Origin of the sequence: Bacillus sp. 205(2023), from assembly GCF_037027485.1 — a bacterium.
GTDB classification, from domain to species: Bacteria; Bacillota; Bacilli; order Bacillales; family Bacillaceae; genus Bacillus; species Bacillus halotolerans.
In genome coordinates this window covers 145,210-168,299 of record NZ_JAXCHF010000004.1, presented here as the reverse complement: position 1 = coordinate 168,299, position 23,090 = coordinate 145,210, and the positions used below count along the sequence as shown (strand labels likewise).

Annotated in this window: 24 protein-coding genes; 17 read left to right on the top strand and 7 right to left on the bottom strand. The window is 46.1% G+C overall.

What is annotated here, in order from left to right; translation table 11 throughout:
* Positions 1-8: 8 nt before the first annotated feature.
* From WA325_RS12920 to WA325_RS12910, 3 genes are read left to right on the top strand one after another with little or no spacing between them, the layout of a single operon-like run.
* Positions 9-1,106 carry a DUF4097 family beta strand repeat-containing protein gene (locus WA325_RS12920; RefSeq protein WP_105954002.1) on the top strand — a complete coding sequence of 366 codons (1,098 nt, stop codon included), beginning with the start codon at positions 9-11 and terminating at the stop codon, positions 1,104-1,106.
* Between the two features lie 4 nt (positions 1,107-1,110).
* Positions 1,111-1,308, top strand: a complete 198-nt coding sequence (locus WA325_RS12915; RefSeq protein ID WP_024122997.1) for a PspC domain-containing protein — start codon at positions 1,111-1,113, stop codon at positions 1,306-1,308.
* Between the two features lies 1 nt (position 1,309).
* Positions 1,310-1,669 (top strand): phage holin family protein, encoded by a 360-nt coding sequence (locus WA325_RS12910; protein WP_010332033.1) that lies wholly within the window; start codon positions 1,310-1,312, stop codon positions 1,667-1,669.
* Between the two features lie 26 nt (positions 1,670-1,695).
* On the opposite strand, the gene WA325_RS12905 is transcribed toward WA325_RS12910, so the two are convergent.
* Together WA325_RS12905 and WA325_RS12900 are read right to left on the bottom strand one after the other, a co-directional pair.
* Positions 1,696-2,910, bottom strand: coding sequence for an MFS transporter (locus WA325_RS12905; RefSeq protein WP_336183742.1), 1,215 nt, complete (start codon positions 2,908-2,910; stop codon positions 1,696-1,698).
* Between the two features lie 19 nt (positions 2,911-2,929).
* Positions 2,930-3,439 (bottom strand): MarR family transcriptional regulator, encoded by a 510-nt coding sequence (locus WA325_RS12900; RefSeq protein ID WP_336183740.1) that lies wholly within the window; start codon positions 3,437-3,439, stop codon positions 2,930-2,932.
* A gap of 571 nt (positions 3,440-4,010) precedes the next feature.
* Here WA325_RS12900 and WA325_RS12895 point away from each other — a divergent pair.
* A complete protein-coding gene (locus WA325_RS12895; protein WP_202852898.1) occupies positions 4,011-7,886 on the top strand; it encodes a metallophosphoesterase in 3,876 nt (1,291 codons plus the stop codon).
* A gap of 19 nt (positions 7,887-7,905) precedes the next feature.
* Here WA325_RS12895 and WA325_RS12890 read toward each other — a convergent pair whose 3' ends face one another.
* The 3 genes from WA325_RS12890 to nagA are packed head-to-tail and all read right to left on the bottom strand — an operon-like array spanning position 7,906 to position 10,566.
* Positions 7,906-8,637 (bottom strand): GntR family transcriptional regulator, encoded by a 732-nt coding sequence (locus WA325_RS12890; protein ID WP_202852899.1) that lies wholly within the window; start codon positions 8,635-8,637, stop codon positions 7,906-7,908.
* 13 nt (positions 8,638-8,650) lie between these two features.
* The gene (gene nagB, locus WA325_RS12885; RefSeq protein WP_105990910.1) at positions 8,651-9,379 is read right to left on the bottom strand and encodes a glucosamine-6-phosphate deaminase; all 729 of its coding nucleotides are present in this window, start codon (positions 9,377-9,379) and stop codon (positions 8,651-8,653) included.
* Positions 9,376-10,566, bottom strand: a complete 1,191-nt coding sequence (gene nagA / locus WA325_RS12880) for an N-acetylglucosamine-6-phosphate deacetylase (protein ID WP_202852900.1) — start codon at positions 10,564-10,566, stop codon at positions 9,376-9,378. Before nagA ends, nagB begins: the two co-directional genes overlap by 4 nt.
* Positions 10,567-10,748: 182 nt before the next feature.
* Here nagA and hprK point away from each other — a divergent pair, with 182 nt between their 5' ends.
* From hprK to hprF, 5 genes are read left to right on the top strand one after another with little or no spacing between them, the layout of a single operon-like run.
* Positions 10,749-11,681, top strand: coding sequence for an HPr(Ser) kinase/phosphatase (hprK, locus tag WA325_RS12875; protein WP_010332023.1), 933 nt, complete (start codon positions 10,749-10,751; stop codon positions 11,679-11,681).
* A gap of 13 nt (positions 11,682-11,694) precedes the next feature.
* Positions 11,695-12,504 carry a prolipoprotein diacylglyceryl transferase gene (gene lgt, locus WA325_RS12870; RefSeq protein WP_336183739.1) on the top strand — a complete coding sequence of 270 codons (810 nt, stop codon included), beginning with the start codon at positions 11,695-11,697 and terminating at the stop codon, positions 12,502-12,504.
* A 23-nt stretch (positions 12,505-12,527) separates the two neighbouring features.
* Positions 12,528-13,466, top strand: a complete 939-nt coding sequence (locus tag WA325_RS12865) for a nucleoside recognition domain-containing protein (RefSeq protein WP_105953994.1) — start codon at positions 12,528-12,530, stop codon at positions 13,464-13,466.
* A complete protein-coding gene (ppaX, locus tag WA325_RS12860) occupies positions 13,463-14,113 on the top strand; it encodes a pyrophosphatase PpaX (RefSeq protein ID WP_024122986.1) in 651 nt (216 codons plus the stop codon). The genes WA325_RS12865 and ppaX overlap by 4 nt, the downstream gene beginning before the upstream one ends.
* A 3-nt stretch (positions 14,114-14,116) precedes the next feature.
* Positions 14,117-14,638: a heptaprenylglyceryl phosphate O-acetyltransferase gene (gene hprF / locus WA325_RS12855; protein WP_095712936.1), complete on the top strand. Its 522-nt coding sequence runs from the start codon at positions 14,117-14,119 to the stop codon at positions 14,636-14,638.
* A 19-nt stretch (positions 14,639-14,657) separates the two neighbouring features.
* Here hprF and WA325_RS12850 read toward each other — a convergent pair whose 3' ends face one another.
* Positions 14,658-15,323 (bottom strand): pectate lyase, encoded by a 666-nt coding sequence (locus WA325_RS12850; RefSeq protein WP_105953993.1) that lies wholly within the window; start codon positions 15,321-15,323, stop codon positions 14,658-14,660.
* A 248-nt stretch (positions 15,324-15,571) separates the two neighbouring features.
* Positions 15,572-16,318: a C39 family peptidase gene (locus WA325_RS12845; protein ID WP_105953992.1), complete on the bottom strand. Its 747-nt coding sequence runs from the start codon at positions 16,316-16,318 to the stop codon at positions 15,572-15,574.
* 247 nt (positions 16,319-16,565) lie between these two features.
* On the opposite strand from WA325_RS12845, the gene WA325_RS12840 reads away from it, so the two are divergent.
* Genes WA325_RS12840 through hisIE form a run of 8 tightly spaced genes read left to right on the top strand, consistent with a single transcriptional unit; the run spans position 16,566 to position 22,981 of the window.
* On the top strand, positions 16,566-17,741 hold the full coding sequence (locus WA325_RS12840) for an ATP phosphoribosyltransferase regulatory subunit (RefSeq protein ID WP_336183738.1): 1,176 nt from the start codon (positions 16,566-16,568) through the stop codon (positions 17,739-17,741).
* Positions 17,734-18,375, top strand: a complete 642-nt coding sequence (gene hisG / locus WA325_RS12835; RefSeq protein ID WP_326326974.1) for an ATP phosphoribosyltransferase — start codon at positions 17,734-17,736, stop codon at positions 18,373-18,375. The genes WA325_RS12840 and hisG overlap by 8 nt, the downstream gene beginning before the upstream one ends.
* Entirely contained in the window at positions 18,372-19,655 is a 1,284-nt protein-coding gene (gene hisD / locus WA325_RS12830; protein ID WP_202852903.1) for a histidinol dehydrogenase, read from the top strand. The genes hisG and hisD overlap by 4 nt, the downstream gene beginning before the upstream one ends.
* On the top strand, positions 19,652-20,236 hold the full coding sequence (gene hisB, locus WA325_RS12825; protein WP_227598872.1) for an imidazoleglycerol-phosphate dehydratase HisB: 585 nt from the start codon (positions 19,652-19,654) through the stop codon (positions 20,234-20,236). Before hisD ends, hisB begins: the two co-directional genes overlap by 4 nt.
* Complete coding sequence (gene hisH / locus WA325_RS12820; RefSeq protein ID WP_336183736.1) at positions 20,237-20,875, top strand: imidazole glycerol phosphate synthase subunit HisH; 639 nt, start codon at positions 20,237-20,239, stop codon at positions 20,873-20,875.
* Positions 20,872-21,609 (top strand): 1-(5-phosphoribosyl)-5-[(5-phosphoribosylamino)methylideneamino]imidazole-4-carboxamide isomerase, encoded by a 738-nt coding sequence (gene hisA / locus WA325_RS12815; RefSeq protein WP_024122979.1) that lies wholly within the window; start codon positions 20,872-20,874, stop codon positions 21,607-21,609. The genes hisH and hisA overlap by 4 nt, the downstream gene beginning before the upstream one ends.
* Complete coding sequence (hisF, locus tag WA325_RS12810; protein WP_044159350.1) at positions 21,606-22,364, top strand: imidazole glycerol phosphate synthase subunit HisF; 759 nt, start codon at positions 21,606-21,608, stop codon at positions 22,362-22,364. The genes hisA and hisF overlap by 4 nt, the downstream gene beginning before the upstream one ends.
* Positions 22,361-22,981, top strand: coding sequence for a bifunctional phosphoribosyl-AMP cyclohydrolase/phosphoribosyl-ATP diphosphatase HisIE (gene hisIE, locus WA325_RS12805; RefSeq protein ID WP_336183735.1), 621 nt, complete (start codon positions 22,361-22,363; stop codon positions 22,979-22,981). The genes hisF and hisIE overlap by 4 nt, the downstream gene beginning before the upstream one ends.
* The last annotated feature ends 109 nt before the right edge of the window (positions 22,982-23,090 follow it).

Sequence of the window (23,090 nt, the reverse complement as noted above, 5' to 3'; positions counted from 1 at the left end):
GAGATCGAATGAAGCAGGAAAAGGAACGAATCCTCAAGCTTGTGGAGGAAGGAAAGCTGACGGCACAGGAAGCACTGACGCTGATTGAAAAGCTCGACAGCGACTATAAGGAAAAAGAAGAAAAAATCACGGCTCTGTCAGTTAACGTTCATGAAGAGGATGAGCCATTCACAGCGTCCAAAAAGGATGGCAACAAGCCGTCTTTAGGGGCGAAGCTGTTCGATTGGATTGATTCTGCTGTGAAAAAGGTTAAAGAAGTTGATCTTGATTTAAACTTCGGGCACTCGTTTGACGTACAGCATATTTTTCAATTTAAGGATACTGATTTTTCCAGTGTAGAGCTCCAGATCGCAAACGGCAGCGTAAATATTGTTCCGTGGGAAGACGAGGATATCAGAGCGGAATGCCAGGCGAAGGTATATCGCACTGACAGCCAAGAAGCAGCAAGGGACGCTTTTCTTCAGCATATTGAATGTGAAATCAAAGGAAATAAGTTTTTTATCCGTACAGAAAAGAAAACGATGAAAACCAATGTCACATTGTATATTCCTCAGAAGGAGTATGATAAGATTCGGGTGAAGCTGTTTAACGGACCGATCAGAGGGGAACATTTACATGTAAAAGAGTTCTCGGCGAAAACGACTAATGGCGTGCTGTCGTTCTCGAATTTGACGGCTGAAAAAGCTTCGGCAGAAACGGCGAACGGCCAAATTAAGCTAGCCAATCACAATTGCGGCACAATAGAAGCGGAAACCATTAACGGGCTGATTGATCTGCGCGGAAAAAGCGAATCCATTGATGTTCAAAGCTTTAACGGAAATATCGCGATTACTGTAACAGAATCAGACTGCCGCTCGATTTACACAAAAACGACGACTGGAAATGTGGAGCTGTCGATTCCGGATGATCTTGCGGTGAAGGCTGAACTGAAAAGCAATCTCGGTTCGCTGTCCCACGAATTAATAGATGTTGACATGCTGAAAGAAAAAAATGATACCATTCAAAAAGAAATGATGTTCACTTCTAATCAAGCACATGATCAAAACATCGCCGTTTTCTCCGAATCATTAACTGGCGCCATCAAATTAAAGTATACACAGAGGTGATCGAATGAATAGATTATATCGTTCAGAAAAAAACAGGAAAATGGCCGGCGTCATCGGCGGCCTGGCGGAGTATTTCAACTGGGATGCGTCACTCCTCAGAGTGATAACCGTCATTTTAGCCGTTATGACAAGCGTTATTCCTGTTCTGCTCATATATATCATTTGGATTTTTATTGTTCCGTCAGAAAGGGATATGAAGTAACATGGTCAAATGGGCAGTCAGCATTTTAGTAAATGCTTTATTATTAATCGTCATTGACGGTTACATTGATTCCATTCATATCAGCAGCATCGGGGCAGCGATTATTGCCAGCCTCATTTTATCAATCTTAAACGTGCTGATTAAACCGCTCTTGATTATCTTTACGCTGCCTGTCACAGTTGTGACGCTGGGTCTCTTTTTGTTTGTGATTAATGCCATCACCTTGATGATGACAGCGTCCATTATGGGTGACAGTTTTCAAATTGACGGCTTCGGATCAGCCATCTTGGCATCTGTTGTCCTGTCGGTGTTCCATTTACTGATTCAAAAAGGCATTTTAGAACCGCTTCGAAAAAAATAAAAGCTGCCATGCAAATGGCAGCTTTTTTACATAAGATGTTTTTCTTGTTTGATGTCATGTTTCGCCTGATGCATATACGGCAGAAGGCAAAAGCTCAATATGGCAAATGCGATACCCAAAAGGCCAAATGACATGACAGACGGCATCCGTGTCAACAGATAAGCTGATATCATCGGGCCGGCCGCCATACCTGTATATCTGACAAAGTTAAAGATTCCGATCGCGCTCCCCCTGTTATGTTCAAACTCATTGGTGATCATCGTGGAATACAGGGGAGGAATAACCCCCATCGAGACACCGAACAGCGCCAATGTGAGAGCCATGAGAATGATCGAGACGGAATGGGTAAAAGCAAATGAAATGATGCTGACCACTGCAATTGCATTGCTGTAGACAAACAATGTACTTAGAGGAACTTTTGCCTGTATGTTTTTAAACAGAAAGGTACCAGCGATTGTGCTTAATGCCAGAGGCAAATATAACAGTCCCGCTATTTGTACATCCATATGATAATGTTCCGTCAGCAATATCGGAAGATAGACAATAACCGCAAAATAAATGAAAAAGAGAAAAAAGCTTAAGGTCAGAATGACATTTCCAGCTCTGTTTGTGAAAATGGATTTATAATGAGTAAGCAAACTGCCTGATTTTGCATCTTGCTTTGGTGCGCTATGAGAATCCTTAGGGAAGAAAATGCTGTTTGTTGCTAATAAAATAACAGAGATCACCGTCAGCATCCAAAAGATCCCTTCGTGTCCGAAAGCCCCGCCGAGAAGTCCCCCGAGAACAGGAGCAATAGCCGGGGCGGCCGAAAGAAGCATTTGATACGTACCCATGGCATTTCCGCGATCACTGCCTGTAAATAGCTGGCCGATTGTGGTGGCTGCAATGAGAGGGAGTGCTGCGGAACCGGCTGCCTGTACGATTCTAAAAATAAGAAACAAAGTAAAATCAGTGGTGACGGCACACCCGAAACTGGCTGCCGCCGTTGCCAGTATTCCAGCAAGCAAGACATAACGCGCGCCTTTAAAATCGATGATGGCGCCCAAAATAATTTGCATAATGGCTGTCACAATCATAAAAACTGAAACTGACAGGTTCACGAGGGTTACAGAGACATGGAATGATTCTTTAATAATAGGGATGATTGGTGAATATATATTTTGGCTTAAAGAAGCAAAAAATGCGCTGAAACAAACAATATACAAGGTCAGCATTGCTTTTGATTTCGTTTGAGCCATAAAGAACACACCGCCTTTTTTACTTTACAGGTTTCTCTGAAGTAACATCTGTTTGCTCAGCTTCGAGTCTGGAGGTAAGCTGTTCTAAAAATTTCAATACAGCATTCTGTTCATCTTGCGAGAATGAATCAAGGAATTGGTAAAATGCCAACTCCTTTTTTTTGTGCAGTTTTTCATGCAAATCAAAAATCTGTCTGCCTTTACGGGTTAATTTGAAATAGACTTCTTTTTTGTTATCAGACAGCTGATAGCTATTGATAAATTCCTCTTTGATCAGTTTTGTGCTGATTTTCGTTACGTTCGCTTTGGATAAGTTCATTTTTTTGGCAATTCCCGTATTATTAATCGGTTCATGTTGGCCAATACAGTCAATGACATGGATGCTAGTCATGTTTTTGGGAACATCAATCACATCTTCTTCTGCGGCCTCCTTAAAGAACTGCCGAAGTGAAATATTCGCTTTTTGTTCATTAAGATGCAGGAGCCGAACGTATATGTCGTATATCAGCTGTTTTGTCAGACCGGACATAGGCTACCTTCTTTCTTTGAATGAATGGTTTACCAGGAAATAATAAAAATTGTTTACTGGTGAACGATTTGATTTTATCTGTTCTTGTTTTTGTTGTCAATTGCTAATGCTTAAGGAAGCGAAAAATGACCAGTAAAAATAGTGTGGAAACCATGGCATTTACACTTATTTTCAATTTTCTAGGGCTGATGATATTGACACATGGAAGAATAAGGGATGGAATGACCGATGTTTACTGGTAAACATTAATTAAGATAATCGTCTATGAAATGAAAAAAGGTTATTACTGAAAATGATCCGTTGAAACTTTAAGTGCTGTCTATCAATAATCCATCTCATTTTAAGAGGTGAATGAGATGGAAGCTGTACCGTGCTTATCGCTTTTTAATGCGAACTCTTGTATCGCTTGAATCATTCATTATGAATGCTGTTATTCATCAATCTGCCTCTCTGATTTTATCGTTTACCGGTTTAACTTCAAGAGGCGGATGTCTTTTTGTTCTTTTTGTACAAAAATTAACTCATAAGCTTCCCTGTTCAGACGCAAAATACGTAAAAGGGAGGTGTCGTGATGAGAAAATACACAGTCATAGCTTCTTTATTATTGTCTTTTCTGTTTGTTCAGTCTGGCGGCCATCATGAAGCGAAGGCCTTGCCCGTTATAAAGCAGGAACCGTTCCAAACGCCTCATTACATACCCTTGCTTGAAAACCCTCCTCAAATTGAAGTGAAGGCTGAAATGAAGGGCAACCTGATCATTCAGGCGCATGTGCGTGACAGTGAGTATCAATCGTTTTCTGCCTTTTTGTTTTATAAACAAAGCAATGAACTGGGCTATAAAATGGTGCCGATGGACCCAACCCCTGGAGCCATCCGCCAGTTTTTGGCGCAAATTCCGAAGAGGTCAATCTGGAATAGCGAGCTCGAGTATTACATTGTGTTCTCGAATGGAAAGCAGCGGGTGGAGTCAGAAACGAAGACACTGAAGCTGGATGGATTTCAGGCTGATCTCGCCCATATCCCGGAGCTGCTGATCACCGAGCTTGCGGTTGATACAAAAAATACCGGGCGTACAGACGGTTATGAATTTATTGAGGTATATAATACAACCGACAGAACAATTGATTTTAAAGACTATCACATCCGCTATCGCTATCCGAAGGAAGGGCCGGACTCCGACCTGATTTGGAGACCTGATCAGCGGGTCGTCATTCCTTCAGGCGAAACCTGTGTATTTTGGCTCAAGCCTGCCGGACATCCTGAATTGACATCGGATGATTTTAACCGGCACTATCAGACACATTTGAGAGAAGGGGAAAATCTGTTGGTACTGGAAGGAACAGAGGGCATGGCGAATACCCGGCCACGTGCGGTTGCGATATCGACGAATACAGGGAAGGATATTTCAGTTGCGCACTACCGAAAGCATGCGATGCGCCGCCTGTCGTCTGTGCTTTATAAATATCCTCTCGATGGAACAGCGGAACTGCTCAGCATTTCAATAGCGGAAAAAAATCCGTCGCCAGGCTCGGTTTTACAGGCGCAGGTTCCAGAGCAAAAACGAAAAATGATGCTTGATAAAGAAAAGCCGGTTATAGAAGATTTAACAGACCGCAAGCCTGTCCGCCCGGCTGAAAGCATTGAACTGCGGGCTGACATACGTGACCGCAGTTTAGTGAAAACGGCAGCCTTTTATTATCGGACAGATGAAAACAAACCGTTCAAACGCATTTTCGCTGAAAAAGACCGCAACGATCATTTGTACCATTATATTGTCTACTCACCTGAGCTGATCGGGAAGGATCAGCTTGAGTATTACGTCGTAGCCGGTGACGGGATCAATGAAGCGAAGACGCCTGTCAAAATGATTGATATTAAGCAAACAAGCAAGTCGCACGGTTTGCGGATGAATATAGAAAACAGAGATACACTTTCGGGGACACAGTTTCTCAAAGCGACTACGGATGGGCGGACTGACAGCATTAAGCTGTGGATTGACGGAAAAAAACAACTGACAGAGCCCGCCATGGAAAAAGAAGTATATTTTGCGTTCGATACCCGAAAAACGAACCTTTACTTTAAAAATGCTGTAACGATGGACGGCAAGGTGCTAAAAGTCTTCGATGATACGACAAATAAATACCGTACCTATTCTGTCCCTTTGCCGGAGACGCTGCTTCAAAAAGGGAAGCAGCTGCAGCGTATCACGATACGATCGGGTTCAAAGGTATCTCCGTTTGATACGGCTGAAAACCGTGATGACTTTTTAGTCAAAAATGCCCGATTGGTATTATCGGATGGAACAGTGATCAGGGATGAGCGTATTTCTCCCGAGAAGGAGCTTTTTATTGGGGATAATCAGCGCTCAAATAAAAGTTGGCCGTTTCAATTTCATTTGCCTGACGGACTGTTTACGTCACAGCTGCTGAAGTGGGATACAAAGAAGCTGACTGAAGGAGCCCATCATATTGCAGTAAGCGACGGGAATGAAAACCTGAGTTTTGTAGTGCGGATTGATAATTCAGGGCCGCACATCGAACCGAATGTGACGGACGGACAGACGTATAAAGGAAGCCTGGTTCTGCAGGCAGATATGTTTGATAAATGGAGCAAAATAGAGGAAACAGAGGCATTTTTAGATGGTGACAGCATTACGCTCCCGTATCATACGTCAACTTCTGAGCTGTCTCCGGGCAAACACACGCTGAAAGTCTCAGCAACAGATTTGGCTGGCAATAAAACGGTTATTGAGCGGACATTTAAGACAGAGCGGGAGCATCCGGACCAGCCGGAAATCGTAAATAGCGATGCCGATACGCACAAAGCCAAGCTTTCGGTGCGGGTGAAAGATCCGACGAATGACGCGATGGATGTGTCTTTTTACAGAGGCTTTCAATATACGGCGCAAAACAGAAATAATGTGAAAATTTTCAAGCATGCGTCACTGACTGAACCTCCGAAGAGCTTTGTCCCGGAAAGTGAGACGCCGTTTACTAATGAAGAAATGAATCGGGTGTCAGGAGCTGACGGAAAAACAGTATCAACTGAAGAAAAGGAACTTTTTCCTTATCACCGTTTTGAAGTGACGGTTGACCCCTCTGTTGATGAGAATGATTTAGCTGAAGCCGTTTGGAGAGGAAGCTCTCTGCCGGGGAGAAAAGTGACAATGTACGCTTGGAATTACCGGACAAGCCAGTGGCAGCCGATTGACAGCTTCGTTGCCAAAGATGACAAACAGTTCACGCTAAAGGCGTCTGTCATCGCTTCCGATTATGTTCGGAAATCTAAGATGAATATCATTGTTCAGGACGAAATTCCTCCTGCGAAGGATATGTATACCTTTGTCTGGATGTCAGACACGCAGTATTATGCAAAAAGCTATCCGCATATTTTTGATAAGCAGACTGCATGGATCAAAAATAACCAAAGGAAGCTGAATACGAAATACGTGTTTCATACAGGGGATATTGTAGATGATTCCGCGGATATCAGACAGTGGAGAAACGCTGATCAATCAATGCGTGTCCTGGACAACAGCGGAATTCCTTACGGCGTGCTGGCCGGAAACCACGATGTCGGTCATAAGGACGGCTCCTACAGGGCGTTTGGCAAATACTTTGGCAGCCACCGTTTCGATAAGAGACTGTATTATGGCGAATCGTACAAAAATAACCGCGGGCATTATGACCTCATATCAAGCAGCGGCAATGATTATATCATGCTGTACATGGGCTGGGGCATCACGGACGAAGACATCGCATGGATGAATCAAGTGCTGAAGAAGCACCCTGACAGGACAGCTGTCTTAGCTTTTCATGAATATTTACTCGTAAGCGGAAACAGAAGCCCGATCGGCGAGAAAATTTTCAAGAAAGTTGTCAAGCCGAACCCGAATGTCGTGATGGTGTTAAGCGGACATTATCACAGCGCGATGAGAAAAACAGACGAGCTGGATGATGACGGAGACGGAAAACCGGATCGTCTCGTACATCAAATGCTTGCTGATTATCAGGGCGGGCCCGAGGGCGGCCAGGGTTATTTGCGTTTGATGCAGTTTGACCAGGCAAACAATGTGGTGCATGTATCCACATACTCTCCGTATTTGGATGATAAAAACTTTTATGATACAGATAGTTACGGCAACAAGGATGAGTTTACGCTTGAGCTTGATCTGAAGCCAAGAATGAAAAGAGTAGAAACCGATTATTTTGAATGCAATGTCTATACAAACGAACAGCTCGGAAAACGCGATAAAGTGAAAAGCGGGGAAACCGCCGAATTCCTTTGGGAGAATCTAGAGCCGAATTCTGTGTATTATTGGTACACCATTGTGGAAGACAGCTTCAACGGAAAAACGAAATCACCGATCTGGAAGTTCAAGACGAAAAAAGAAACCTATCGTCCAGCGCCAGACCAGTTTGATTTTCGCCGTGTCTCCAATCCTTAAAAAGGGGTTGGAGATTTTTTTATGACAGCCGATCCATGTAATGAACAAAAGTATAACGGTCGCCCCTGTATACAGATTTTACATGCTCAAAAGCAGTTCCGTTCTGCAAATACGTTGTTCGTTTAATCAACAGGACTGGCGCCCCCTCTTGGATGCCGAGCATGCTTGCTTCATCCTGTGTTGCGGCGCTCGGTTCAAGCTCTTGTTTGGCGCGGGAAATCGGCGTGCTGTTGTACCTTTCGATATGCTCGTAAATCGACGACTTGAAATGAGACTGATTTAATTCACCTGCCAGCTCAAATGGGATGTGTGAGGCTTCGATCGCCATAGGAATATCATTCGCCAGCCGAACCCGTGTGATTTTGTGGATGCGGGACGGGTGCCCGCATCCTAGTATGGCGGCCAGCTCCTCAGTCGAATCGATAAGCTGATAATCGATGAGCCTGCTGCTCGGCCTCATGCCGCGGCTTTTCATATCTTCGGTAAAGCTTGTAAGCCCTTGGAGCGCTTGCTCCATTTTTAGCTTGCTGACAAAGGTGCCCCGGCCTTTCTGGCGATAGAGAAAACCTTCATTGACCAAATTAGAAAGCGCTTGGCGCACTGTCATCCGGCTGATCCCGAATTGCTCGGCATATTCCCGCTCGGAAGGAAGCAGCATATCCGGCTTCAGCTCTTCGCTCTTTATTTGGGCTTTTAATTGCTCCATAATCTGATAATAAATCGGGATAGGAGATTGTTTATCGATATTCATAGCGAAAATCCTTTCAATACCTGAATCCCGCGGCTTCTTGATCAATCAAAACCGAAACGTTAGGATGCAGGTGCAAAGCAGACGCAGGGAATTCCTCGCTGACTTGTCCGTCCAGCAGCCTTTTGGCAGCTTCGGCTTTGCTTGTGCCGGAGATAAGCAGAAGAATCTGCTTGCTTGAGAGAATCGTTTGAATCCCCATTGTAACGGCTTTTTTTGGCACACTGTCAATGGAGGAAAAATATCTGGCATTGGCCTGACGGGTTTGTTCATTTAATGCCACGACATGTGTGCGGGACTGGAATGATGTACCTGGTTCATTAAAGCCGATATGCCCGTTCCGGCCGATGCCGAGAAGCTGAATGTCCGCTCCGCCAAGTGATTCAATCAATTGTTCGTAGCGTTTGCACTCGGCTTCCAGGTCACCTGCGTTTCCATCAGGAATAAAATGCCGGCTCGGTTGACTGTCGATATGCTGAAAGAAACGGTCATTCATATAGCGGTGATAGCTGTTTGGGTCATCACCGGAAAGCCCGGCGTATTCATCTAAATTAATCGTGGTGATGTTTTGAAAAGAAAGATTCTCTGTTTGGTGCAGGCGGATCAGCTCGCGGTACGTGCCTTCCGGTGTCCCGCCTGTCGCTAAACCGAGAACGGCATCAGGCTTTTCCCTGACTGTTTCAGCCACAATGCCGGCAGCTTTTTGGCTTAATGCCTCATACGATTGACATTCGATTACTTTCATATATGATCAGCCTCCTTGGATTTAAATGCAATGTTTCCGCGGCAAACGGTGAGAAGCACCTCACATTCACTGCTGACAATTACAAGATCCGCATCTTTTCCCTCTGTTATACTGCCTTTTCGGTCAAAGATGCCAAGCTGTTTGGCCGCGTTTGCTGAAGTTATATTTGCTATATCCGTCCAAGAGCAATTCGTAAACGCGCGCATATGCCGGGCGCCTTCATTCATTTTTAAAATCGAACCGGCAAGCGTCCCGTCCGGAAGAAGAGCTGTTTTTCCCTTTACTGTCACACTTTGTCCGCCGAACTCGTAGACTCCGTCTTTCAGTCCTTTCGCCCGCATCGAATCGGTGATCAAGATAAGCTGGCTGCTGCCTTTTGCTAGAAAAGCAAGCTTTGCCGCTAACGGATGGGAGTGGATACCGTCAGCAATAAGCTCTGTGACATAACCCTCATGGGCAAGGGCTGTTCCGATCACTCCGGGTTCACGATGATGAAACGGACTCATCGCATTGTATAAGTGAGTCATATGGCTGGCGCCTGCTTCAAAGGCTTCCAAAAGTAATGCGGAGTCTGCGTCCGTGTGTCCCATTGAAGCGATAATCGACTCATCCTTTAAATAACGGATCAGCTCAAATTGCTGATCCTCCTCCGGCGCAAGCGTGACGATTTTGATCAGTCCGCCTGCCTCCTGCTGCCACTTCTTGAAAAGTGCAAGATCTGAGGGCCTGATCCATTCCTTTGGCTGCGCTCCGGCCCTTTTAGGTGATACAAAGGGACCCTCCAAATGAATTCCGATCAATTCCGCACCTAAGGAAGAGGATTTCTCCGCAGACATCCAATCTCTCGCATTTACCAGAGCTTGAGAAATTTGGCCGTGCTCCTGTGTGATGGTTGTCGCTAAAAAACTCGTTGTGCCTTCCTCAGGCAGTCTTGAGGACATGGCATCGAGCGCGGAAAAGCTCGCATCCATTGTATCTGCGCCATAGCCGCCGTGAATATGAATATCAATCATCCCCGGAAGCAATACGGCATCCTTTGGGCCTTGAATTTCCTTTGAGTATTGCTCTTTTGGCCGTTCTGTTGAGACAGCGCTGATTTTTCCGTCCTTGACCCCAACATAGCCGTTTTTGATCACTTCATTTTCTGTCACGATACTGATTCCGCTGAGAAGAAGACTATCTGCCATAAATGATCCGCCTTTCTGGAATATGAATACGTTTATTTTACTCTTTTTCAGACTAGTGATCTAGACCAGCTGACACGTTTGCCAGTCTTTTATAAAATCTGTTTTAGGTTCAAGCCCGAAAGTGATAAAATGAAATTATTGTTGAGCAAGCTCGGGTTATCCCGGAACAGGAGGAACATATCGTGGCAAAGGTTCGGACAAAAGATGTAATGGAACAGTTTCATTTGGAATTGATCAGCGGAGAAGAAGGAATTAACCGCCCGATTACGATGAGTGATTTATCAAGACCAGGCATTGAAATTGCCGGATATTTTACATATTACCCTAGGGAGCGCGTACAGCTTCTGGGGAAAACAGAGCTTTCTTTCTTTGAACAGCTGCCGGAAGAGGATAAAAAGCAGCGCATGGACTCTCTATGCACGGATGTAACACCAGCTATTATTCTGTCTAGAGATATGCCTATCCCGCAGGAGCTCATTGACGCTTCCGAGAAAAACGGCGTGCCTGTCCTCAGATCGCCTTTGAAAACGACCAGACTGTCAAGCCGATTGACCAACTTCCTAGAAAGCAGACTTGCGCCAACCACAGCCATTCACGGTGTGCTTGTCGATATATATGGCGTAGGGGTGCTGATCACAGGGAAAAGCGGCGTCGGAAAAAGTGAAACCGCGTTGGAGCTTGTGAAAAGAGGCCACCGCCTTGTTGCTGATGATTGTGTTGAAATTCGGCAGGAGGATCAGGATACCCTTGTCGGAAACGCCCCTGAGCTCATTGAGCATCTGCTTGAAATTAGAGGTCTCGGCATTATAAACGTCATGACGCTGTTTGGTGCCGGTGCGGTCAGAAGCAATAAACGAATTACTATTGTGATGAATCTTGAACTCTGGGAGCAGGGCAAGCAATACGACCGTCTTGGACTCGAAGAAGAAACAATGAAAATCATTGATACAGAAATTACAAAACTCACGATCCCTGTCCGTCCGGGACGAAATCTCGCGGTCATTATTGAAGTGGCTGCTATGAACTTCAGATTGAAGCGGATGGGCTTAAACGCCGCTGAGCAATTTACCAACAAGCTGGCGGATGTCATTGAAGACGGTGAACAAGACGAATAGGAGTTGGCAATAAATGAATGAAGCGATAGAACCACTCAATCCGATAGCGTTTCAGCTGGGGCCGTTAGCCGTCCATTGGTACGGAATCATTATCGGCCTCGGTGCTTTGCTGGGGCTTTGGATTGCCATGAGAGAAAGTGAGAAACGAGGACTGCAGAAAGATATTTTTATCGATCTCGTCCTTTTTGCGATCCCAATCGCGATTATTTGCGCACGGATTTATTACGTTGCATTTGAATGGGATTATTATGCCGAACATCCGGGGGAAATCATAAAAATCTGGAAGGGCGGCATCGCGATTCACGGCGGCTTAATCGGTGCCATTTTGACAGGCTATGTCTTTTCGAGAGTGAAAAACATTTCTTTCTGGAAGCTTGCGGATATCGCGGCGCCAAGCATTTTGCTCGGTCAGGCGATCGGCCGCTGGGGAAACTTTGTCAATCAAGAGGCACACGGGGAGACGGTCAGCAGAGCCTTTTTAGAAAACCTGCACCTGCCTGAGTTTATCATCAATCAAATGTACATCAACGGCCAATATTATCATCCTACTTTTTTATATGAATCACTATGGAGCTTTGTCGGCGTTATGATGTTGCTGCTTTTGCGCAGAGCGAATTTGCGGAGAGGCGAGCTGTTTTTAACCTATATCATTTGGTATTCAATCGGAAGGCTCTTTATTGAAGGAATGCGGACTGACAGCTTAATGCTGACGAGTTCGCTTCGCATCGCTCAGGTGATCTCAATCGTATTGATTGTTTTGGCTGTAGCAGCCATCATCTTCAGACGCGTCAAGGGGTACTCGGCGAAGCGTTACGCAGAGTAGACGGTAACAAAGGGGGATGAGGGATGAAGAAGATTTTTCTGGCCGGTATTGCGGCAGGTCTTCAAACAACATGGACACTCGGCAAAGTCATTTTTCCGGTAACGCTGGTGGTCACTTTGCTTCAGCATACGCCTGTCATGGATTGGCTGGTACGGCTGATTACACCGGTGATGGGCCTGTTCGGGCTTTCCGGTGAAGCGGCGATCCCGCTTGTTCTTGGGAATATGCTGAATCTGTACGCGGGGATTGCCGGGATATTGACACTGGATTTATCCGTGAAGGAAGTTTTTATCTTAGCGGTGATGCTTTCATTCTGTCATAACTTGATTATCGAATCGACAGTCGCAGCAAAGGTCGGGATCAGGATTGGCATCATATTGGCAGTGCGCATTGGTTTGGCAGCTGTTTCTGCAATCGTCATCAATCTCATCTGGCATGGCGGGCAGGAAACGGCGCAGTACGGTTTTATCGCTGCAAAGGGTGATGCGCCTGACGGCTGGCTGTCGATGCTGGCCGAGGCTTTCATGAAAGCCGGTCTTGGCGTTTTGCAGCTGGCGGCAATTGTGATCCCGCTGATGATCATCATTCAATTTATGCGAGACCTAGGCTGGCTGCACACGTTTTCGAAGTGGCTGTCTCCGTTTACGCAGATGCTCGGCATGAATAAAAATACCTCGATGACAATGGTTGCCGGCTTGACAATCGGTCTGGCCTACGGAGCGGGTGTCATGATTAAGGCAGTCGAAGATGACGGCGTTGGCAGGCGCGACATGACACTGGCCTTTATTTTTCTCGTTGCCTGCCATGCCGTCGTTGAAGATACACTTGTCTTTATTCCGCTTGGCATTCCAGTTTGGCCGCTTTTGCTGATCCGGGTCACTACGGCTGTGCTGCTGACAATGGCTATATCGTATACGTGGAAAAAATGGAAACCCTCAGCGGTTGGAAAGGAAGCAGTATGACTGATAAACAAGTTACGACAATTCTGTTTGATTTAGACGGGACCCTTATTAATACGAATGAATTAATTATCGCGTCATTTTTGCATACGCTGGAGCATTATTACCCGAGCCGCTATAAACGTGAAGATGTGCTTGCGTTTATCGGCCCGTCTCTTTTTGAAACGTTTTCTTCAATGGATGCTGAGAAAACTGAAGATATGATCAGCATGTACAGAACATACAATCACCAGATGCATGACACACTTGTCACCGAATATGAAACGGTTTATGAAACGCTGGATGAACTAAAAAAAGCAGGCTTTACATTAGGAATTGTGACAACAAAATTAAGAGATACTGTCAATATGGGCCTTAAGCTGACAGGCATCGGCGAATTTTTCGAAACCGTTGTTACACTTGATGACGTCACGATGGCAAAGCCTGATCCCGAGCCTGTTCTGCTGGCGCTGAAACAGCTGGGAAGCGAGCCTGCGGAAGCCATCATGGTCGGCGACAACTATCACGATATTCTGGCGGGTAAAAACGCCGGCACAAAAACAGCCGGGGTCGCTTGGACGATTAAAGGCCCGGAAGCGCTGGCGAAACATGAGCCTGACTATATGCTTGAGAAAATGAGTGATCTATTACAAATCGTTGGAGTGAAGTAATCTGTGAGAAAAACAGACCGGCATCCGGTATCAGGTGCTAACTCACTGTGGCATGTCTATCAAACGGTGCCTTTTTTGAAGGTAGTGAAGAATTTCATGATTATTCAAATCGCGAGATACACACCGTTTATAGGGATGAAAAACTGGCTGTACCGTACATTTTTGCGGATGAAGGTCGGAAAGCAGACATCCTTTGCCCTCATGGTGATGCCCGATATTATGTTTCCGGAAAAGATCTCAGTCGGAACGAATTCAATCATCGGATACAATACGACCATTTTGGCCCATGAGTATTTAATTCAGGAGTATCGAACCGGTAAAGTCCTGATCGGAGACGAAGTGATGATCGGAGCCAACACGACCATTCTGCCAGGCGTGGAAATAGGGGATGGCGCAGTCGTGTCCGCCGGAACGCTTGTCCATAAGGATGTGCCAGCCGGGGCATTTGTCGGCGGAAATCCGATGAAAATCATATACACAAGGGAAGAAATGCAGGAAAGAATAAAAAGCCCGCTGAATAAATAGCGCGGGCTTTTTCTGCATATTAAAATTGGGTATTGTTTTTTTCCGTTACGTGCTGGACGCCGATCCATTTCTTGCCGACGTTGGAGTATCTTGTGTTCGTCATGGTGACAGTGCTCGTTTTACTGTCCGTACGGAAAATCGCTTCCTTCATGTTTGTGATGGTGCATCTGTCGATAATGACATCGGTATGGAAGGTCGACCCGCCCAGCTGTCTAATAAACTTTCCGCCGTTATCCGCAGTGAAGTTTTTCACTGTAAACGTGCTGGCTTTATTGATTTGAAAGATTTTATCAGAAGCTTTTTGAGCAGAACCGCCGTCAATGGTTACTTTTCCTTCCTTCTTCACAGTTAACGCGTCCTCACCGACATCTTCCCACGTCACATTCTGAATGTTAACGTTTCCATAAGTGTGCACGCCATCAGCAGCAGGAGCTCCGAGCACTACATTTTTCAGAGTTGCTCCGTCTTCCACATGAAAAACAGGCTTTTGGTTTTCGGATTGGCTTCCGTCACCCAATTCTTTTCCTGCTACAAACCGCTGTCCCTTCCCGTCATATGTTGTATTTTTTGGCACGATAATTGTTTCATGAACCACTTTGTCAGCTGCAAAAGCAGTTGATGTCTGAAACTGGCTGAAGCCCATAATCAAACTGAACATAAATAGGATAGACACGATTTTTTTCAATGATAAAATCCTCCCCGATATCTTTAGTTTTGTAAGAGAAGCGTCAGCATCTTGCACCGGCTTCTCTCACATAGATCGGGGCAAGGCTGAATCTGTTTTAATCATAAAAATAGCCAGCCAGAAAGTAAAGACAAATTTGGATGGAAAATGGAAAATGCGCCATTGTTACCTGATTTAAACATCAAGCATGAATATTGGCGTATTTGCTCAGGAGAGAGCATAAGAAAAGCTAGTGAAAGCGGGCAGCTTTACTTTTGAACGACGATGGCTTGGCTGCCCATTTGCACCCACGCTTTTTCGAAGCTGGTCCGGTCTGTTTTTCTGTTTTTATAGCCATAAGGGTCATTCACATACACGTAATTTTCATCATAACCCGTGACGGCGACACTGTGTTCGCTGTACGTGATATCGATCGTTCCGTTTGGCGTTTTCCATGTCTGCATGTTGTCAACCGGCGTAAAGTTGGCTGTCGTGATCACCCAAACCGGGTTGCCTTTCTCAAGTTGCTCATAAACAGCAGAGATGCTTTTTCCTGTCAGATCAGAAACGCTGTCCCCCGCATAGGTTTTAGCGAGCTGATAGATCGGGCCGTGATAGACACCTAGCCCCGGGCCGTTCGCCATATCACCGACAAATCCGTCATTCGGATCACCTTTTAATCCGCTGCTGTATGTCAAAGGCACTGTTGCGATCTGGTTTGCCAATGTATTCTTTGTCACGTTGTATCCCGCATAGTTCAGCACCATTGCAAGGCTCGTCACCTCACAGCCATTATAGAGCTTTGGGGCATCCATCTGATTGAAAAGCATGACGTCCATCGGCTCAGCGCTTCCTTTCAGTTTCTTCTCTTTGTTTGCTGCTTCAGATTCATTCTTCGTTGCACCTAAATCAATTTTGAAAAACGAAATATCTATATCTTTTGCATATATTTTGATGCCGAAGAAAATGACAGCAGAAAGTATGATCAGTACACATAACGTTCGCAGTGTTTTCATCTTTAACTCCTTGTTCTCTATTTGATTTGTATTATAGCATGCCAAACATCAAGAATTTGAGATATGACCTACCTTTCATCATTTATTCATGACTTTTTCATATTTAGGAGGAGGATTTCTGAACGAAAAAGATTCGTGCGAAAGTTAAGCATTGATTTCTATTCTTTCATCTGCTAACATATTATCATATTAGCGAACTAAAGGATTCGGAATTTTCCTTCAAACAATTACGGAGGTGCTCGGGTTGATGTTTATGTTTGAAAAACCGCACGGCATGAGAGATACACTGCCCGGTTTATATGAAACGAAAAAAAAGGTGAGGCAATCGTTAACCGATATGATAGATAAATGGGGCTATCAATTTATGGAAACACCGACGCTGGAGTTTTACGATACGGTTGGTGTGCAGTCAGCAATTGAAGAGCAGCAGCTGTTTAAGCTTCTGGATCAGGATGGAAAGACACTGGTGCTTCGCCCGGATATGACAGGGCCGATCGCAAGGGTGGCGGCATCAAAGCTGCTGAAACATGATCATCCGCTCAGAGTCGGCTATGCGGCAAATGTGTTCAGAGCCCAGGAACGTGAGGGCGGACGTCCTGCCGAGTTTGAGCAGGTTGGAGTGGAATTGATCGGTGATGGCACAACAAGTGCGGATGCAGAGGTCATTGCCTTAGTAGTCGGTGCGTTAAAAAATGCCGGCTTGACTTCATTTAAAATTGCAATCGGCCACGCAGGCATTGCAGATGCCCTGTTTGTCGAGGTGCTCGGGAATGTTGAACGAGCGGACGTGCTGCGGAGGTTTTTATATGAAAAGAATTATGTCGGCTACAGAGAGCACGTCAAATCTCTTCCGCTTTCCTCCATTGATAAAAACAGATTGCTTGAGCTTCTCGAATTGCGAGGGAGCATAGAAGTATGCAGACGTGCTGAAGAAATCGTCGATTCAGCGCAAGGTAAAAGTGTGGTTGATGAATTGAAGGCGCTGTGGGAGATTCTTGAGGACTACGGATGTACGGAAAATGTCCGTCTTGATCTGAATATGGTCAGCCATATGAGCTACTACACTGGGATTTTATTTGAAGTGTACGCGGATAATGTCGGCTTTGTGATTGGCAGCGGCGGCCGTTATAACAAGCTTCTGGGACATTTTAATTCACCGGCGTCGGCGACGGGTTTTGGGCTTCGGATTGACCGGATGATTGAAGCGCTCCATATGAAAGATGAACCTTGTGAAATGGATGCTGTCATTTTCAGCAAAGAACAGCGGGTGCAGGCCATCGCTTTTGCGAATGAAGAGCGTTTGAAAGGTAAAAAAGTTGTTCTTCAGGATTTACTGGGGATTGAAAATATTGATCAGATGACAAAATCATTTGCGAATGTCACCTATTTTATCGGTGCCAGAAAGGAAGAGCAAAATGGGTAAGTTACTCACAATGGCAATGCCGAAGGGGCGAATATTTGAAGAAGCAGCAGGGCTGCTGCGGCAGGCGGGATACAAGCTGCCGGAGGAGTTTGAGGATTCCAGAAAGCTGATCATCGACGTGCCGGAGGAAAATCTCCGCTTCATTTTGGCAAAGCCGATGGATGTCACCACATATGTGGAGCACGGCGTGGCAGACGTCGGAATTGCGGGGAAGGATGTCATGCTGGAGGAAGAACGCGATGTATATGAGGTACTGGATTTGAAAATCAGCAAATGCCATCTGGCGGTTGCCGGACTTCCAGATACAGACTGGAGCGGCGTCGCGCCGAGAATCGCCACAAAGTATCCGAATGTGGCTTCCAGTTATTTTAGGGAGCAGGGAGAGCAAGTCGAGATTATTAAACTGAACGGCTCTATCGAATTGGCACCTCTTATCGGGCTTGCGGACAGAATAGTCGACATCGTATCAACGGGACAGACGCTCAAAGAAAACGGACTCATTGAAACAGAGCATATTTGTGATATCACCTCCCGCTTTATCGTCAACCCAGTAAGCTATCGCATGAAGGACGATGTCATCGACGAAATGGCGTCCCGTTTATCTCTTGTTGTGGAAGGAGAAACGGCAAAATGAAAATCAAAACGATCAGCGGCGCGGACCGGCTTTCTCTCAAGCGGTCAATTGATGCCGGAACGGAAGAACAAAGAAAAGCGGTCCGATCCATTATTGAACATGTAAAAGCAAACGGTGATCAGGCCGTTCGTGACTACACGGCCAAGTTTGACGGCATCAAGCTCGACAGCGCATTGGTCACAACAGAAGAAATTGAAGAAGCATACAGCTTGCTGGATCCCCAGCTGCTGCAGGTGATCAGGCAGGCGATCAAAAACATTACTGAATATCACGAAAGGCAGCTTCAGTCTTCCTGGTTTTATCACAGAAAGGATGGCACAATGCTGGGACAGAAAGTGACAGCACTTGACTCTGCCGGCGTTTATGTGCCGGGCGGAACTGCCGCATATCCGTCATCTGTTTTGATGAATGTCATTCCGGCGCTTACAGCGGGCGTGGAAAGAATTGTTCTTGTCACACCTCCGGGAAAAGACGGACGGCTGTCTCCGGGAGTCTTAGCTGCAGCTGCCGAGCTGGGCATCAAAGATATATACAAAATGGGAGGGGCTCAGGCAATTGCGGCGCTGGCGTACGGAACAGAAACCATTGAGCCGGTGGATAAAATCACAGGCCCGGGAAATATTTATGTCGCGCTTGCCAAACGAGAGGTGTTCGGTGATGTCGATATTGATATGATTGCCGGACCGAGTGAAATCGTCGTCCTGGCTGATGAAACAGCTATCCCGCGGGAAATTGCCGCCGACCTGCTGTCACAAGCGGAACACGACATGCTCAGCTCATGTGTGCTTGTCACAGATTCCATGCCGCTGGCTGAGGCCGTTTCAGCCGAGGTGAACGAGCAGCTTAAAACCTTGCCGCGCAGAGATATTGCGGAAGCTTCAGTGAGAGATTATGGATCTATTTATGTGGCTGAAACGATAGATGAAGCGGTCAATACAGTCAATACGCTCGCCCCGGAGCATTTAGAAATCATCACACAGTCTCCCGAAGCTTTGCTTGGCAATATCAAGCACGCAGGTGCGATTTTCTTAGGCCGATACAGCCCTGAACCGGTCGGAGATTATTTTGCCGGGCCGAACCATGTGCTCCCCACAAATGGAACAGCCAGATTTTCAAGCCCATTAAACGTCACGGATTTTCAAAAGAAATCGAGCATTATTTCATACAGCCAATCAGCCTTTGAAGAACATGCGGATAGCATTGCGGCCTTTGCCAGACTGGAAGGATTAGAAGCGCATGCGAGATCAATCGAAGCGAGAGAACGGAGGAATTCAAAATGAGAAAAGCGGAGCGCGCCAGAAAAACAAACGAAACGGATATAGAGCTGTCATTCGCAATAGACGGTGAAGGACAAACAGAAATCAAAACAGATGTGCCGTTCATGACGCATATGCTGGATCTGTTCACAAAACACGGGCAATTTGATCTTTCCATTCATGCAAAAGGCGATGTCGATATTGATGATCACCATACAACTGAAGATATCGGCATTTGCTTAGGGCAGGCTTTGCTTGAAGCACTAGGCGATAAAAAAGGAATTAAACGCTACGGATCAGCGTTTGTTCCGATGGATGAGGCGCTTGCTCAGGTGGTGGTTGATTTAAGCAATCGGCCGCACTTGGAAATGCGTGCTGACTTTCCGGCAGCGAAAGTCGGAACTTTCGATACTGAGCTTGTACATGAATTTTTATGGAAGCTGGCGCTTGAAGCACGAATGAACTTGCACGTGATCGTTCATTACGGCACAAATACGCACCATATGATAGAAGCTGTATTTAAAGCATTAGGACGCGCGCTTGATGAAGCGACAACGATTGACCCGCGTGTCAAAGGGATTCCGTCAACGAAAGGGATGCTGTAAATGATCGGTGTGATAGATTACGGAATGGGCAATTTATACAGCGTCTCAAAGGCGCTGGAGCGTGTCGGCGTGCCGTACTTTGTTTCTGGCATGCCAGAGGAGCTGAGGAAAGCCGATGCTTTCATTTTGCCGGGAGTCGGGTCATTTGGGGATGCGATGGACAATTTGCGCAATGCCAAACTCGATCAATTCATTCACGATATGGTATCAGAGGGGAGACTGCTTCTTGGGATCTGCCTTGGCATGCAGCTATTGTTTGATGATAGCGAAGAGCATGGAACCACTGCAGGCCTCGGTTTGTTAAAGGGAAAAGCGGTCAGGCTGAAGCCGGAAGATCAGGAGGGAAACAAGCTGAAGGTTCCGCATATGGGATGGAACCGCCTTTCCTTTCATAACGAATCTCCGCTGCTGGCAGGAGTGGAGGAAGGCTACGCTTATTTTGTCCATTCCTATTATATTGACGGAATGGATGACGGCGCGCTTTTAGTAAGCGCCGAGTACGGTGTGCGGGTGCCTGCGGTTGTCGGAAAAGAGAACATCTTCGGCGCCCAATTTCACCCGGAAAAAAGCAGCACGGTCGGAATGTCTATCTTAATCCAATTCACAAAAATGGCAGCAGAACAGAAGGTGAAAAAATGAGTGTTTTTACATTATACCCGGCCATTGATATGAGAAACGGCAAATGCGTACGCCTCGTTCAAGGTGATTACAGCAAGGAAACTGTATACGGTGATTCACCGTTCGACATGGCCTCTTTATTTGCGAGTGAGGGTGCTGAATGGATTCATCTTGTTGATCTTGACGGCGCGAAGGAAGGAAAAAAAGTAAATGACCGTCATGTCATCGAAATTGTACAAAAGCTCAATCTGAAAGTCGAAATCGGCGGCGGCATTCGTTCGGAAAGCGACGTCTACGATTACTTATCGGCAGGAGTCGATCGCGTGATCCTGGGAAGCTCTGCTGTTTCTGATCCGCCGTTTGTAAAAAAAATGCTGAAAGAGTATGGCGAAAGGATAGCCATCGGGCTGGACGCAAGAAACGGCTTTGTTTCAACAGAAGGGTGGCTGGAAACATCAAGTCTTAAGGCGGCTGAACTCGGCAAAGAGCTCGCCAACGAAGGCGCAGAAGTTTTTATTTTTACTGATATCGCGACAGACGGGATGCTGTCAGGCCCCAATATTGAAAGCACAGTGGAACTCGCAAAGGAAACCGGAAAATCAGTCATCGCCTCTGGCGGAGTCAGCTCCGTTGCGGACCTTGAAGCTCTTGCCCGTTATCATGCGAATGGGGTTTCTGGAGCCATTATCGGAAAAGCACTGTATACCAACCAGTTTACACTTGGCGAGGCGCTTGAAAGGATGAAGGGGAAATGATAACAAAACGGATTATCCCATGTCTTGATGTGAAAGAAGGGCGCGTTGTCAAAGGGATTCAATTTCTTGAGCTGAAGGATGCCGGCGACCCTGTCGAGCTGGCGGAAGTATACGATCAGGAAGGCGCGGATGAACTGGTGTTTCTTGATATTTCTGCCTCGCATGAAGGCCGCAAAACGATGGTTGACGTCGTAGAGCAGGTTGCTGCAAAGCTTGCGATTCCGTTTACAGTCGGAGGCGGCATCAATCAGCTTAGCGATATGAAAACGATTCTGCGTGCCGGCGCGGACAAAGTTTCTGTAAACACGGCAGCTGTTCTCCGTCCCGAGCTGATTACCGAAGGCGCGGAGTTTTTCGGCTCTCAATGTATCGTACTTGCCATAGACGCCAAGTACGACGAAGAGTCTGACACGTATAAGGTTTACACGCATGGCGGCAGAAAGAAAACGGATTGGGAAGTTACAGCATGGGCGAAGGAAGCTGTCAAACGCGGAGCCGGAGAAATCCTCCTGACCAGCATGGACTCAGATGGGGAGAAAAAGGGCTTTGACCACAGGCTGACAAAGCTCGTGTCAGAAGCTGTTCCGGTTCCTGTCATCGCCTCAGGGGGAGCAGGAAACGCGCAGCATATGCTCGAGGCTTTTACAAAAGGGGAAGCGGACGCCGCGCTGGCTGCCTCCATTTTTCATTATAAAGAAACATCAATTAAAGAAGTGAAATCATATTTGAAAGAGCACGGGGTGAATGTGAGATGAAACAGGCAGATGAACTGCGTTTTAACGAAGACGGATTAATCCCTGCCATCGTACAGGACGCGGCAAGCAAAGAAGTGCTGACACTTGCATATATGAACAGGGAATCGTACGAAAAAACACTGGAAACGAAAGAAACGTGGTTTTACAGCCGCTCGCGGCAAGAGCTATGGCACAAGGGAGAAACATCGGGGAATACGCAAGCCGTCAAGGGCATTCGATATGACTGCGACCAAGATGCACTGGTCGTGCTTGTAGAGCCGTCCGGTCCGGCATGCCACACAGGCAGCTACAGCTGTTTTACAAAGGAACAGACAGAAGAACAAACTTCCGGCCGATTTGACATCTTAAACGAGCTGGAGCGCGTCATCGCAGAACGCCAATCTGAAATGCCTGAAGGAGCTTACACCACTTACCTTTTCGACGAAGGCGTCGATAAGATTTTGAAAAAAGTCGGTGAAGAAGCATCAGAAGTCATCATCGCCGCCAAAAACCGTGATCACGAGGAACTGAAATGGGAAGCGGCAGACCTGCTGTATCATCTCCTTGTCCTGCTCAGAGAACAAGCATTGCCGCTAGATGATGTGCTGGAAGTGCTGAGAAAACGCCATTCTGAATAGTAAATGAAAAGAGCCTATGGATAACGGCTCTTTTTTTATTGTAAGAAAAATGTAATGGGTATTTAGTAATACAATAGGTGTTTCTCATTCCGAATTGATAAAAGAAGGT